10 protein-coding genes are annotated in these 13,441 nt (G+C 68.0%); 4 read left to right on the top strand and 6 right to left on the bottom strand.

The window, feature by feature from the left end; genetic code table 11:
* Window positions 1-142 precede the first annotated feature (142 nt).
* Window positions 143-466: an EamA family transporter gene (locus AC6LKG_RS14825; protein WP_498165435.1), complete on the bottom strand. Its 324-nt coding sequence runs from the start codon at window positions 464-466 to the stop codon at window positions 143-145.
* A gap of 73 nt (window positions 467-539) precedes the next feature.
* Entirely contained in the window at window positions 540-1,466 is a 927-nt protein-coding gene (locus AC6LKG_RS14830) for a helix-turn-helix transcriptional regulator (RefSeq protein ID WP_498165436.1), read from the bottom strand.
* Window positions 1,467-1,561: 95 nt separating this feature from the next.
* On the opposite strand from AC6LKG_RS14830, the gene AC6LKG_RS14835 reads away from it, so the two are divergent.
* Complete coding sequence (locus tag AC6LKG_RS14835) at window positions 1,562-3,007, top strand: MFS transporter (RefSeq protein ID WP_498165438.1); 1,446 nt, start codon at window positions 1,562-1,564, stop codon at window positions 3,005-3,007.
* A gap of 25 nt (window positions 3,008-3,032) precedes the next feature.
* On the opposite strand, the gene AC6LKG_RS14840 is transcribed toward AC6LKG_RS14835, so the two are convergent.
* The 4 genes from AC6LKG_RS14840 to AC6LKG_RS14855 form a co-directional block, all read right to left on the bottom strand.
* Window positions 3,033-3,800 carry a phytanoyl-CoA dioxygenase family protein gene (locus tag AC6LKG_RS14840; RefSeq protein ID WP_498165439.1) on the bottom strand — a complete coding sequence of 256 codons (768 nt, stop codon included), beginning with the start codon at window positions 3,798-3,800 and terminating at the stop codon, window positions 3,033-3,035.
* Between the two features lie 171 nt (window positions 3,801-3,971).
* Window positions 3,972-5,084 (bottom strand): AI-2E family transporter, encoded by a 1,113-nt coding sequence (locus AC6LKG_RS14845; RefSeq protein ID WP_498165441.1) that lies wholly within the window; start codon window positions 5,082-5,084, stop codon window positions 3,972-3,974.
* 193 nt (window positions 5,085-5,277) lie between these two features.
* Window positions 5,278-6,342 (bottom strand): LysR family transcriptional regulator, encoded by a 1,065-nt coding sequence (locus tag AC6LKG_RS14850; RefSeq protein ID WP_498165443.1) that lies wholly within the window; start codon window positions 6,340-6,342, stop codon window positions 5,278-5,280.
* Between the two features lie 66 nt (window positions 6,343-6,408).
* Window positions 6,409-6,735 (bottom strand): hypothetical protein, encoded by a 327-nt coding sequence (locus tag AC6LKG_RS14855; RefSeq protein WP_498165444.1) that lies wholly within the window; start codon window positions 6,733-6,735, stop codon window positions 6,409-6,411.
* On the opposite strand from AC6LKG_RS14855, the gene AC6LKG_RS14860 reads away from it, so the two are divergent.
* The 3 genes from AC6LKG_RS14860 (at window position 6,734) to AC6LKG_RS14870 (ending at window position 12,731) form a co-directional block, all read left to right on the top strand.
* Window positions 6,734-7,924, top strand: a complete 1,191-nt coding sequence (locus AC6LKG_RS14860; protein WP_498165445.1) for an efflux RND transporter periplasmic adaptor subunit — start codon at window positions 6,734-6,736, stop codon at window positions 7,922-7,924. The two genes, AC6LKG_RS14855 and AC6LKG_RS14860, sit on opposite strands and share 2 nt — an antisense overlap.
* A 36-nt stretch (window positions 7,925-7,960) precedes the next feature.
* A complete protein-coding gene (locus tag AC6LKG_RS14865; protein ID WP_498165447.1) occupies window positions 7,961-11,176 on the top strand; it encodes an efflux RND transporter permease subunit in 3,216 nt (1,071 codons plus the stop codon).
* Window positions 11,177-11,243: 67 nt separating this feature from the next.
* Window positions 11,244-12,731, top strand: a complete 1,488-nt coding sequence (locus tag AC6LKG_RS14870) for an efflux transporter outer membrane subunit (protein ID WP_498165448.1) — start codon at window positions 11,244-11,246, stop codon at window positions 12,729-12,731.
* The last annotated feature ends 710 nt before the right edge of the window (window positions 12,732-13,441 follow it).

Here is a 13,441-nt window from a genome sequence, read left to right on the forward strand (position 1 = left end):
CATGGAATTCGTGTTGGTCACGATGCCCGTGGTGGCCATGGCGGCCCGGGTAGGCATCGCGTGATTCGTGGCGGGCGCCACGGGCAAAGGCGGTCAGGAAATGGAAGTGGCGCATGAATGGCCTCGCAGGGTGTCTGACGTATTACTTAAGATGTATCTTACGATATAGATCGTACGATACACAGCCTCGATTGCGGCCGTCAAGGGCCTTTTTTCTCTGCCTTTTTTCTCTGCCTTTTTTGCTCCGCCTATCCGCGCCCCTTGTCCAGCACCCCGGCGGCCAGGCCACCCGCCGCAGCGCCAGGCCCAGCGCCGCGGCGCCGACGACGCTGCGCGCGGCCACCGCCCAGAGCGGGGTCATGTGCTGCAGCAGCAGCTTGCTGACGATCCAGGTGAAGCCCCAGGCCAGCACCACTACGACGAGCAGTGACAGGGCTTGGCGGCGAGGCAGGATTTCAGTGGACATGGCGCGGGCGGAAGTGGCGGATCGCCCCGACTGTAGAAGCGCGCCGCGCCTCCGCCGTAGAACCACGCAGCGCCTAATCTCTGGAGCCACGCGCCGCCACGCGCGGCTTGCGCGCCAGCCAGCGCGCCAAGGCCATGGCCTGCGGCTCGTCGGGCGCGGGCGCGTAGACCACTAGGCGCAGGTGGCGGCTTTCATCGACCGACAGGGTGGAGTGCTCGAACGCCACCTCGCCCAGCGTCGGCAGGCGCAGGCTGCGCACCCCCATGCAGGCGCCGTGCACGTCGTGCTCGCGCCACCAGGCCTTGAATTCGGGCGCGACGCGCTCCAGTTCGTCAACCAGTTCGGTGATGTCCAGCGCGCCCGAGGCCGAGGCGAAATCCCGTCGGAAGGTGGACAGCATGGCCGGCGCCTGAGCCGGCCAATCGACGAACAGCTCGCGCATCGCCGGCTCCACGAACAGCATCCACAGCAGGTTGCGACGCCCCGCCGGCTGCGCGCCGAACCCGAAGACGCGTTCGGCGGCGGCGTTCCACGCCACCACGTCCCAGCGCAGGTTGAGGATGTAGGCGGGCCGCGTGGGCAGGTCGTCCATCAGCCGCCGCACCTGCGGCGGCACCGTGCACCAGGTGCGCCCCGGCTCGGCCGGCGGACGTTGGTGCGCCAGCAGGTAAAGGTGGCGCCGCTCGGCCGCGTCCAGCTTCAGCACGCGCGCCAGGTTTTCCAGGAAGGTGGCCGACACGCTGATGTTGCGGCCCTGCTCGAACCAGGTGTACCAGGCCAGGCCGACGCCGGCCAGCGCCGCCACCTCCTCGCGCCGCAGGCCGGGCGTGCGCCGCCGGCCGCCGGCTGGCAGCCCCAGCGCGGCGGGGCTCAGGCGCTCGCGGCGCAGGCGCAGGAATTCGGCCAGGTCGGCGCGGGTGCGGTCGAGCCGCTGCGCGCCGCGCTCGCGGGCCTCCGCGGACGATGCGGAAACGGCGTCATGCGGCGGAGGATGGGGCATCGCCTATTGCCTTTAGTAATAGCATAAACAGCTAAATTGTATATGGCTGGAACTGCCCGCAGAATAGCGCCACTCTGATCTCTCGCGGCCTGTTCATGTCTTCCATCCCTCTTCCTTCGCCCTGCCCCGCTACGTCCTCCCGCCCCACCACGCCGGGCCCGCTCGGCCTGGCCGTGCTGCTGTCCGGCGGCTTCATCACGATCTTCGACCTGTTCGTGGTCAACGTCGCCATTCCCAGCATGCAGCACACGCTGTCGGCCAGCTTCGCGCAGATCAATTTCATCATCGTCGCATACGAACTGGCCTATGGCGTGCTGTTGATCGCCGGCAGCCGGCTGGGCGACCGCCATGGCCGCCGGCGCCTGTTCATGCTGGGCATGGCCGGCTTCGCGCTGGCCTCCGCGCTGTGCGGCCTGGCGCCCGACGCCAACACGCTGATCGGCGCGCGCGTGCTGCAGGGCGTGGCCGCGGCCATGCTGTTCCCGCAGGTCTACGCGCTGATCCGCGTCAGCTACGACGGCCACGCGCGGCGGCGCGCCTTCGGCCTGCTCGGCATGACGCTGGGGCTGGCGGCTATCGCCGGCCAGGTGCTGGGCGGCTGGATCGTGCACGCCGACCTGTTCGGCCTGGCGTGGCGCACGATCTTCCTGGTGAACGTGCCGCTTGGCGTGCTGGCCTGGCGGCTGGCGCGCCACATCCCCGAATCGCGCGACGCCGCCGGCGCGCCGATGGACTGGGGCGGCTCGGCGCTGCTGGGCGCGGGGCTGGGCCTGTTGCTGCTGGCGCTGGTCGAAGGCCCGGCGCGCCGTTGGCCCGCGTGGACGCTGGCCTGCGGCGCGGCGGCGGTCGCGTTGCTGGCGCTGTTCGTGTGGACGCAGCGACGCGCCGGCGCAGCAGGCCGCGTGCCGCTGGTCGACATGGCGCTGCTGGCGCAGCCGCGCTTTGCCGCCGGCTGCCTGCTGGTGACGCTGGTGTTCTCCACCGCCAGCGCCATGTTCCTGTGCTACGCCCTGTTGCTGCAGACCGGGCTGGGCGTGGACGCGCTGACGGCGGGCACGGTGTTCGCGCCCGCCAGCGTGGGCTTCGTGGCCGGCTCGATGGCGGCGCCGCGGCTGGTGGCGCGCTTCGGCACGCATGCGGTCACCGTGGCCGCGCTGCTTTACGGCGGCGCCACCGCCGCGCTGATGTGGCAGGTGGGCGCGGCCGGCGCCACGCTCGCACCGTGGTCGCTGGTGCCCGCGCTGGTCTGGCTGGGCGCGGCGCAGGGCGCCGTCAATACACCGCTGGTCAACCTCGCGTTGGGATTGGTGCAGGACCATCACGCGGGCATGGCGGCCGGCGTGGTCTCGACGCTGCAGCAGGTCGGCGCGGCGCTGGGCGTGTCCGCCGCCGGCATGCTGTTCAGCGGCGCGCTGGACGCCATGGCGGACGCGGCCAGCGGCGATCGCTACGCCCAGGCCTTCGCCACGGCCATGCGTTTCAACCTGGCGGCCATCGGCGCATCGGTGCTGTTGCTGGGGTGGCTGGGACGGCGCCGCTGATGGCGTCGTCACCGCGCGCGAGCCGCTACTCCGCCAACGGCACTCCCGGCTGGCTGGCCGACCGCGTGCCTGGCAACGGATGGCAAGACTGGGGATGATACGTGTGCACCAGCGACAGCTTGACGCGATCACTGCGGTTGCCCTGCGCCGCATGCAAGGTGCGGCAATGGAAGAACACCAGGTCGCCGGCGCGCAGCTCGGGACAGACGGCGCGCGCGATCCATTCGGCGTTTTCCGGCGCGTCGTCTCGAAAGAATTTCTGTTCGTCGAACTGCGCGGGCTGGAATGCCGCCGCGTGCGAACCGGGGATGAACGACAGGCCGCCGTTGTCCCAGGTTTCGTCGCCCAGCGCCAGCCAACAGGACACCAGATCGGTGTCGGAGAACGACCAGTAGCGGATGTCCTGGTGCCAGCCGGTCAGGCTGCCATAGGCCGGATGCTTGGTCATCACACAGTTGTGGTGCACGGTGGACAGCACCGGCGTGTCGCCGAAATAGCGAGCCAGCGATTGTCCGATGCGCGCATTGGTGGCCCATTGCGAGAACAACGGATCGCGCCCGTAGACGCTGAGCAGGCGCCGAACGGTCAGGCCGCCTTCGGCGTTGCGCGACTCGGGGGCGCCGGGATAGCGCAGGTCTGCCTCGTACTCGATGGGCGCGACGTGCTCGCGCAAATGGCGCTCGGCCAGCGCGCGCAGCGCCGCCACCTCGGCCGGGTCGGCGAATTGCCGTGCGACCACGAAACCCTGCTCGCGCAGGACCGCTAACTCATCTTCTTGCAACGACCCGGACATGATGAACCTGCCAACCCCTCAGACCCCGCGGCGGAAGCTGCAAAGCGTCTGCGCACACGGCAGGCGCGTGCCGGACGAGGCGCCGGCGGGCGCGGGGAGAGCTAGATTACACCCAAATTTCGCGGGCGGTTGCTTGGCCTCAACCGCCAGGCGCCGGGCCGCGCGGTGGCACTAGCCCCCGGCCGGCGTGTTGTCGGTTGACGCGCTGGCCCGGAGCCGGGCGGTATCGCGTTCGGCTTCTTCATGGTGCACCCATTCGCGCCAGACGGCCACCAGCAGCGCCATCAGCACCGGGCCCACGAACAGGCCGACGATGCCCATGGTCTTGACCCCGCCCACCAGCCCGAAGAAGGTCGGCAGGAACGGCAGCTTGACCGGGCCGCCCACCAGGCGCGGCCGCAGCGTCTTGTCGACGATGAACAGTTCGACGCTGCCCCAGACCATCAGGGCGATGCCCGCCACCACATGGCCGGACCCCACCAGGTACAGCGAGACCAGCGTGAACGACAGCGGTGCGCCGCCAGGAATCAGCGCCATGAAGCCGGTGACCACGCCCAGCAGCACCGGCGACGGCACCCCGGCGACCCAGTAGGCAATGCCCAGCACCAGGCCCTCGCCCAGTGCGATCAGGCCCATGCCGGTGACGGTGGAGTTGATGGTGGCCGGCACCACGCGCGAGAAGCGCTGCCAGCGCGCCGGCAGGATGCGCTCGCCCAGCACGTCCAGTTGCGCCACCATGCGCAAGCCGTCCTTGTAGACGAAGAACAATGTGATCAGCATGAACAGCACGGTCAGCAATAGCTGGAACACGTTGCCGGTGGCGGCCAGCACCATGCGGTAGATATTGCCCAGGTGTTCGCCGCTGACGGCCTCGACCAGCGCGCCCAGCGCATGCGGCTCGCCGATATACGCCTGCCAGTATTCGGAGAGCCGGTCGCCCAGCACCGGCATCGAGGTGATCCAGTTGGGCACCGCCACGCCGTGGCGGTTGGCGGCGATGGCCCAGGCGAAGAAGGAACTGGCTTCCTTGATGGCATAGGACAGCGCCAGCGATAGCGGCACGATCAGCACCACGACCACCATCAGCAACGCCAGCGACGCCGCCAGCGCGGTATGGCCGCCGCAACGCGCCACCAGCCGCCGATACAGGGGCCAACTGGCCAGGCCGATGATCAACGCAGCCAGCGCGGGCACCAGGAAACCGCTCAGGAAATACACCCCCGCCAACAGGACGAGCAGCAAAAGCCAACGGGCGATCAGATAAGCGGGAAGAACAGGCTGCATAGCGCGGATCGACAGAGAATGCGTTGAGGCTTTGACTGTCGGACTATACAGACGTTTCGCAAAATACGAGGGACACAAGGCCTGTAATTACTACGGGGTTTCCCCTGGTTTTCCGGGATTTTGCCGGCGAATTACCCGCGAATGGCCTGCGTGGCGAACCCGCAGGCCCGCCACCCTGGTCACGATGACTCGCCTACAGCGCGTATTCGGCGGCCTCTTCGCGCGCCGTGCGACGGCGCGGCATGGGCTCGTTGGCGGCGGCCACGCCGGCCACGGCCATCTGCCTGGCCGGGCTGGCCTGACGCTGCTGGAACACGCCGCAACTGGCGGCCGCCGGATCGGTTTCGTCGCGCCCGCTGAGCAAGGGGCAACTGGCGAACAGTTCCGCCGCCCAGTCGGCGAAGGCGCGGACCTTGGGCGAGAGTTGGCGGCTTTGCGGATACAGCACCGAGATCGCGGTGGCGCTGGGTTTCCACTGCGGCAGCACTTCGATCAGTTCGCCCGACTGCAGATAGGGCAGCGCCATGTAGCGCGGCGTCTGGATCAGGCCGAAGCCCTTCAGGCCGCAATCCAGGTAAGCGCCGGCTTCGTTCACGGCCACGGTGCCGCGCATATCCACTTCCTGGTGCTTGCCGTCGATCTTGAAATCCCAGGCGCAGTTGCGGCCGGTGCGACTGGAGAAATAATGCACCGCGTGGTGATTGCGCAGTTCCTCGATGGTCTGCGGCATGCCGTGGCGCGCGACGTAGGTCGGCGAGGCGCAGGTCACGGTCTGCAGCGTGCCGATGCGGCGCGCCACCAGGCTGGAGTCTTCCAGGTCGCCGGCGCGGATGACGCAGTCGACGGCCTCCTGCACCATGTCCACGGGACGGTCGCCCATGCCCAGCACCAGTTCGACGTCGGGGTATTTGTCGTGGAAATCACACAATGACGGGATCAGGATCAACCGGCCGATACAGGTAGGCACGTCGATGCGCAGCCGCCCCTTCAGGCGCAGGGCGGCTTCCTGGAAGCAGGCCTCGGTTTCCTCGACGTCGGCCAGGATGCGCACGCAATGCTGGTAGTACCCGGCGCCATCGGGTGTCAGGCCGATGCGGCGGGTGGTGCGGTTGAGCAGGCGCACGCCCAGCAGGCGTTCGAGGTTCTGAATGATGGTGGTGACGGTGGTGCGCGGAAGCGAGAGGCTGTCGGCCGCCCGGGTGAAACTGTTGGCATCCACGACGCGCACAAACACCTGCATAGCCTGAAAACGGTCCATGGCGACGGTGTCCTATAAGGGCAATTTGGTCGGGGTGTACGGAGCATAACCCGAATTCGTCCTGGATTAGACCATCCAGCCGAACAGTGTTGCCGAGATAGACATGTTTATCCGCGCCGGCAAAACACTCAGAATGCAAACCATCTTGAAGTGCCCGTGCCGCCCGGCGCCATCCCAGGGCCTGTCAATCCTCAGATTCCGATCCCGGTAGAGCCTGTCCCCAAAAAGACGGATTTCACCAGGGAGACGTAACCGCTTCGCATGTTGCACTGCAATATGACATCGGTGTTTCAGGACTGCCAGACCCGCCGCGATGTCGCCGCCCGCCGCCCCCGCCCCCTCGCGGTCCCGGCCGGCGCGCTTCTCTCCGACATCACCCACAAGGAACATCATGGTTTCGCGTAATCGTATTGCTGTGCTCGTCGTTTTCGCGGCCGTCATCGCGGCCGGCGGTGGCTACGCCCTGTTTCGCGCCCCCGCCGGCGCCAATGCGGCCCAGGCGCAAGGCGCGCCCGCCGCGCCCCCGGTCGAAGTGGCGGAAGTGGTCAGCAAGACCATCGTCGACTGGCAGCGCTATTCCGGCCGCCTGGAAGCCATCGACCGCGTGGACATCCGTCCGCTGGTCTCCGGCACGCTGACGGCGGTGCACTTCCAGGACGGCAGCATCGTCAAGAAAGGCGACGTGCTGTTCACCATCGACCCGCGTCCGTATGCCGCCGAAGTCGACCGCGCCGCCGCCGCCCTGACCGCGGCCAAGGCCCGCGCCTCGTACACCGCCACCGAACTGGCGCGCGGCAAGCGCCTCTTGGCCGACAACGCCATCGCCCGCCGCGATTTCGAGGAAAAGCAGAACGCCGCGCGCGAAGCCGCGGCCAACCTGCAAGGCGCGCAGGCCGCGCTGGACTACGCCAAGCTCAACCTGGGCTACACCCGCATCGAAGCCCCGGTCACCGGCCGCGTGTCGCGCGCGGAAGTCACGGTCGGCAACGTGGTCGCCGCCGGCGCCACCTCGGTGCCGCTGACCACGCTGGTGTCGGTCTCGAAGATGTACGCCTCGTTCGACGTCGACGAGCAGACCTTCCTGAAGTACGTCAACCCGGCCCGCAACGAAAAGACCGGCTCGGTGCCGGTCGAACTGGGCCTGGCCAACGAGGAAGGCTACTCGCGCACCGGCTTCGTGCAGTCGGTGGACAACCGCCTGGACACCACGTCCGGCACCATCCGCGTGCGGGCCGAGTTCGACAACGCCGACGGCACCCTGGTGCCCGGCCTGTACGCCCGTATCCGCCTGGGCGGCAGCGAGCCGCGCGCGGCCGTGCTGATCGACGAAAAGGCCATCGGCACCGACCAGGACAAGCGCTACGTGCTGGTGCTGGACGACAAGAACCACGCCAACTACCGCCAGGTGAAGCTGGGCGCCAACCAGGAAGGTCTGCGGGTGGTGGACTCTGGCCTGGCTGCCGGCGAACGCATCGTGGTCAACGGCTTGCAGCGCGTGCGCCCCGGCGACGCCGTGAGCCCGACCGTGGTGCCGATGGTCGCGGCGCAACGCAACCCGGTCAAGACGGCGGCCGCCAACTAAGCCGCCGGCGACCCGCAAAGCAGAACGAGAACGTTCATGAATATCTCGAAATTCTTCATCGACCGGCCGATCTTCGCCGGGGTGCTGTCCGTGCTGGTGCTGCTGGGGGGCCTGCTGGCCATGTTCCAGTTGCCGATCTCGGAATACCCGGAAGTGGTGCCGCCCTCGGTAGTGGTGCGCGCGCAGTATCCGGGCGCCAACCCCAAGGTCATCGCCGAAACCGTCGCCTCGCCGTTGGAGGAATCCATCAACGGCGTGGAAAACATGCTGTACATGCAATCGCAGGCCAACAGCGACGGCAACCTGACGCTGACGGTCAACTTCAAGCTGGGCGTGGACCCGGACAAGGCGCAGCAACTGGTGCAGAACCGCGTGTCGCAGGCGTTGCCGCGCCTGCCGCCGGACGTGCAGCGGCTGGGCGTCACGACCACCAAGAGCTCGCCCACCCTGACGCTGGTGGTGCACCTGATCTCGCCCAACGACCGCTACGACATCACCTACCTGCGCAACTACGCGATCCTGAACATCAAGGACCGCCTGGCGCGCATTACCGGCGTCGGCGAAGTGACGGTGTGGGGCGCGGGCAACTACTCGATGCGCGTGTGGCTCGACCCGCAGAAGGTAGCGCAGCGCGGCATGACGGCCAGCGAAGTGGTCGCGGCCATCCGCGAGCAGAACGTGCAGGTCGCCGCCGGCGTGATCGGCGCGTCGCCAACCCAGGGCGACGTGCCGCTGCAATTGAACGTGAATGCGCGCGGCCGCCTGCAGACCGAAGAGGAATTCCGCGACATCATCCTGAAGACCTCGCCCGACGGCGCCGTGACGCACCTGTCGGACGTGGCCCGCGTGGAACTGGACGCCCAGGAGTACGGCCTGCGTTCGCTGCTGGACAACAAGCAGGCGGTGGGCATGGGCATCATGCAGTCGCCCGGCGCCAATGCGCTGGAGGTGTCGTCGCAGGTGCGCGCCGCCATGACCGAGCTGGCCCAGGACTTCCCGCCGGGCGTGGAATACCGCATCGAATACGACCCGACCCAGTTCGTGCGTTCCAGTATCGAGGCCGTGGTGCACACGCTGCTGGAAGCCATCGCGCTGGTGGTGCTGGTGGTGATCCTGTTCCTGCAGACCTGGCGCGCGTCCATCATCCCGCTGCTGGCGGTGCCGGTGTCGATCGTGGGCACCTTCGGCCTGCTGCTGATGTTCGGCTATTCCATCAACGCGCTGTCGTTGTTCGGGATGGTGCTGGCCATCGGGATCGTGGTCGATGATGCAATCGTGGTGGTGGAGAACGTCGAGCGCAACATCGCGGCGGGGTTGAGTCCACGCGATGCCACTTATCGCGCCATGCGCGAGGTGAGCGGCCCCATCATCGCCATCGCGCTGACGCTGTGCGCGGTGTTCGTGCCGCTGGCATTCATGACGGGCCTGACCGGCCAGTTCTACAAGCAGTTCGCCATGACCATCGCCATCTCGACGGTGATCTCGGCCTTCAACTCGCTGACCCTGTCGCCGGCGCTGTCGGCCCTGCTGCTCAAGAGCCACCACGACAAGCCGGACTGGCTGACGCGGGGCATGAACCGCGTGTTCGGCCGCTTCTTCAACTGGTTCAACAACATGTTCGGCCGCGCCTCGGAGAACTATGGCGTGGGCGTGTCCGGCGTGATCCGCCGCAAGGCCGGCGCCATGGGTGTGTATGCCGTGCTGGTGGCCGCCACCATCGGCGTGTCGTACCTGGTGCCCGGCGGCTTCGTGCCGGCGCAGGACAAGCAGTACTTGATCGGCTTCACGCAGTTGCCCAACGGCGCCTCGCTCGACCGCACGGAAGACGTGATCCGCCAGATGAGCGCCATCGCCCTGAAGGAACCCGGCGTGCAGAGCGCCATCGCCTTCCCGGGCCTGTCGATCAACGGCTTCACCAACAGCTCCAGCGCCGGCATCGTGTTCGTGACGCTCAAGCCGTTCGAAGAGCGCAAGGGCGCGGCGCTGTCGGGCAACGCCATCGCGGCCTCGCTGAACCAGAAATTCGGCGCCATCCAGCAGGCGTTCATCGCCGTGTTCCCGCCCCCGCCGGTGCTCGGCCTGGGCACGCTGGGCGGCTTCAAGCTGCAACTGGAAGACCGCGCGGCGCTCGGCTATGCCGAGCTGGACAAGGCCAAGCAGGCGTTCCTGGCCAAGGCCCGGCAGACGCCCGAACTGGGCCCGGCGTTCTCGAGCTACGAAATCAACGTGCCACAACTCGACGTCGACCTGGACCGGGTCAAGGCCAAGCAGTTGGGCGTGCCGGTGACGGAAGTTTTCGACACCATGCAGATCTACCTGGGTTCGATGTACGTCAACGACTTCAACCGCTTCGGCCGCGTGTTCCAGGTGCGGGCCCAGGCGGATGCGCCGTTCCGCTCCCACGCCGACGACATCCTGCAGCTCAAGACCCGCAATGCGGCGGGTGACATGGTGCCGCTGTCGTCGCTGGTGACGGTCAAGCAGACCTTCGGTCCGGAAATGGTGGTGCGCTACAACGGCTATACCGCCGCCGACATCAACGGCGGCCCGGCCCCGGGCTACTCGACCAACCAGGCGCAGGCCGCGGCCGAGCGCGTGGCGGCGGAAACCCTGCCGCGCGGCGTGAAGTTCGAGTGGACCGACCTGACTTACCAGCAGATCCTGGCGGGCAACGCCGGCCTGTGGGTGTTCCCGATCAGCGTGCTGCTGGTGTTCCTGGTGCTGGCCGCGCTGTACGAAAGCCTGACTCTGCCGCTGGCCGTGATCCTGATCGTGCCGATGAGCATCCTGGCGGCGCTGACCGGCGTCTACCTGACCGGCAACGACAACAACATCTTCACGCAGATCGGCCTGATGGTGCTGGTGGGGCTGTCGGCGAAGAACGCGATCCTGATCGTGGAATTCGCCCGCGAGCTGGAGATGAACGGCCGCTCGCCGCTGGAAGCCGCGATCGAGGCCAGCCGCCTGCGTCTGCGTCCGATCCTGATGACGTCGATCGCCTTCATCATGGGCGTGGTGCCGCTGGTACTGTCCTCGGGCGCGGGCTCGGAGATGCGCCATGCCATGGGTGTCGCGGTGTTCTTTGGCATGCTCGGCGTGACCCTGTTCGGCCTGTTCCTGACACCGGTGTTCTACGTGCTGCTGCGTTCGCTGGGCGGCAAGACGCTGCACTCGGCCGCGCCGCACGAAGCGCCGGTGTGCGTGCCGCACATCGACCCGCACGCGCCGCCCGCCCCGCAGCACAACCCCTGATCCGGCCTGGAAAAACAGCCAGCGCGCCCCGTCCCGAACGGCGGGGTGCGCGCCCAAGAGAATCGTCATGAAGACCAAAAGATTGATCCGCGGTTCCGCCCTGCTTGCCGTCCTGCTCGTGCTGGCCGGCTGCGCGGTGGGTCCGACCTACGAACGACCCGCGGCCGCCACTCCGGCGGCCTACAAGGAAGCCGCCCTGCCCGCCTCGGAAGCCGGCACCTGGAAGCCCGCACAACCCTCGGAAGCGCAGTTGCGCGGCGAATGGTGGAAAGTGTTCGGCGACGAAGGCCTGAACCAGTTGCAGGAAGAGGCCCACAAGGCCAACCAGAATCTGCAAGCCGCCGCCGCCCGCCTGTCGCAGGCCCGCGCGCTGCAGCGCGAAGCCCGCGCCGGCTTCTTCCCCAGCCTGGACGCCGGCTTCGGGCCCAGCCGCCAACGTCCTTCGGCGGTGTCGCAAGGCCTGCCCGACGGCACGCCGACGCACCCTTCGACCACCTGGCGAGCGCAGGGCACGGTGTCGTACGAGGCCGACCTGTTCGGCCGCGTCGCCTCCACCGCCGACGCCGCCACTGCCGACGCCCAACAGAGCGAGGCGCTGTACCGCTCGGTGCTGCTGGCGCTGCAGGCCGATGTCGCCAGCACCTATTTCCTGGTGCGCGAGCAGGACGCCGAAGCGGCGCTGTACCGCCAGACAGTGAAGTTGCGCAGCGAGACGCTGCAATTGATCCAGAGCCGCTACGACGCCGGCGACATCAGCGAACTGGACCTGGCGCGCGCCAAGGCCGAGCTGGCCTCGGCGCAATCGGAAGCGCTGGGCATCGACCGCCGCCGCGCCGCCGGCGAACACGCACTGGCCGTGCTGCTGGGCCGTGCGCCGTCGGAGTTCACGATGCCGCCCAAGCCACTCGAGAAGGTGGCCCTGTCGATCCCGGCCGGCCTGCCGTCGACGCTGCTGGAACGCCGCCCCGACATCGCGGCGGCCGAACGCGCCATGGCAGCCGCCAATGCCCGCGTGGGCGCGGCCAAGTCGGCGTTCTTCCCGCGCCTGGACATCACGGGGGCCTTCGGCTACGAGTCGTCGGAGCTGGGCAACCTGTTCCAGTGGTCGAGCCGCACGTTCCTGCTGGGTCCGCTGGTCGGCGCCGCGCTGTCGATGCCGATCTTCGACGGCGGCCGCCGCCAGGCCGGCCTGGACCGCGCCCGCGCGGTCTACGAGGAAGACGTGGCGGTGTACCGCCAGACGGTGCTGAATGCGTTCCGCGAGGTCGAGGACAACCTGGCCAACCTGCGCATCCTGTCCGACCAGACGCGCGCGCAGGACGCCGCGGTGCAAGCCTCGGCCCGCGCCGCGAAGCTGTCGCACACACAATACCGCGAAGGCTCGATCAGCTATCTGGACGTGATCGAGGCGGACCGCAGTGTGCTGCTGCAGCAGCGGGTGGCGGTGCAGTTGAGTGGTGAGCAGGCGCGGTCCGCGGTGGATCTGATTCGGGCGATCGGGGGCGGGTGGGGAAATCCGGTGCCTGGGGCGGAGGCTGTGGCGGACAATCGTTAGGTTTTCAGTGATGGGTTATTGCGTTAGCTGCTACTTGCGATGAGTCGGTCTTCGTAGGTCGCCCCTCGGGCGTCTGGGCTTGTCGCGCTGCTAGAGCCGGGTGCAGGGAAGGGAATCCGCGGGGCTGCCCATCGCGGCCGCGCGGGCGGCCACGATGGGCGTCTGTGCATCTGAAAGTGAAGCGGATGCGCTGCGCGCTGGCGGCGAGCGGTTTACTGCGGCGCGGGGATAACAACTTTTAAAACGCCTCGCCCACAAAAATACGGACAGGCTCGACATGTTGCACATGACGACCTCTCGCGCCGACCACAAACAGGCTTGGTGCGGGCCGGATTTCATTGGCACACGATTGCGACGTGCCCACCCCGCCGGGCTGCTGGCGTGCTCCATACCGTGCTGGCACCGCTCCACACGGAAACCCTTCCCACACGCGAGAGCGTCATCATCGCGACGCAAGACGTCGTGTAAGCCGCAAAAGGCCGCCCGCGCGGCCGGCTTGCGGCGGGCCCCGCAAGACCCTCCCTCCAGCCCCGATGTGCGCCAAAACGCCAAGCACACCACCCGCCCCAGAGACCGTCATTATGTCTCATCGCGAGCGCGTGGCGGGGTCGGTGGGGGATGGCGGGGCGTGTAGATGCGCCCGGCGGAAACCGAAGGCAGCCGCCGCCAGGCGGCAACGAGGTTGAGCCCGGGGAAGTCCGGAGCGAACG

This window comes from Achromobacter sp. 46006 (assembly GCF_059761975.1).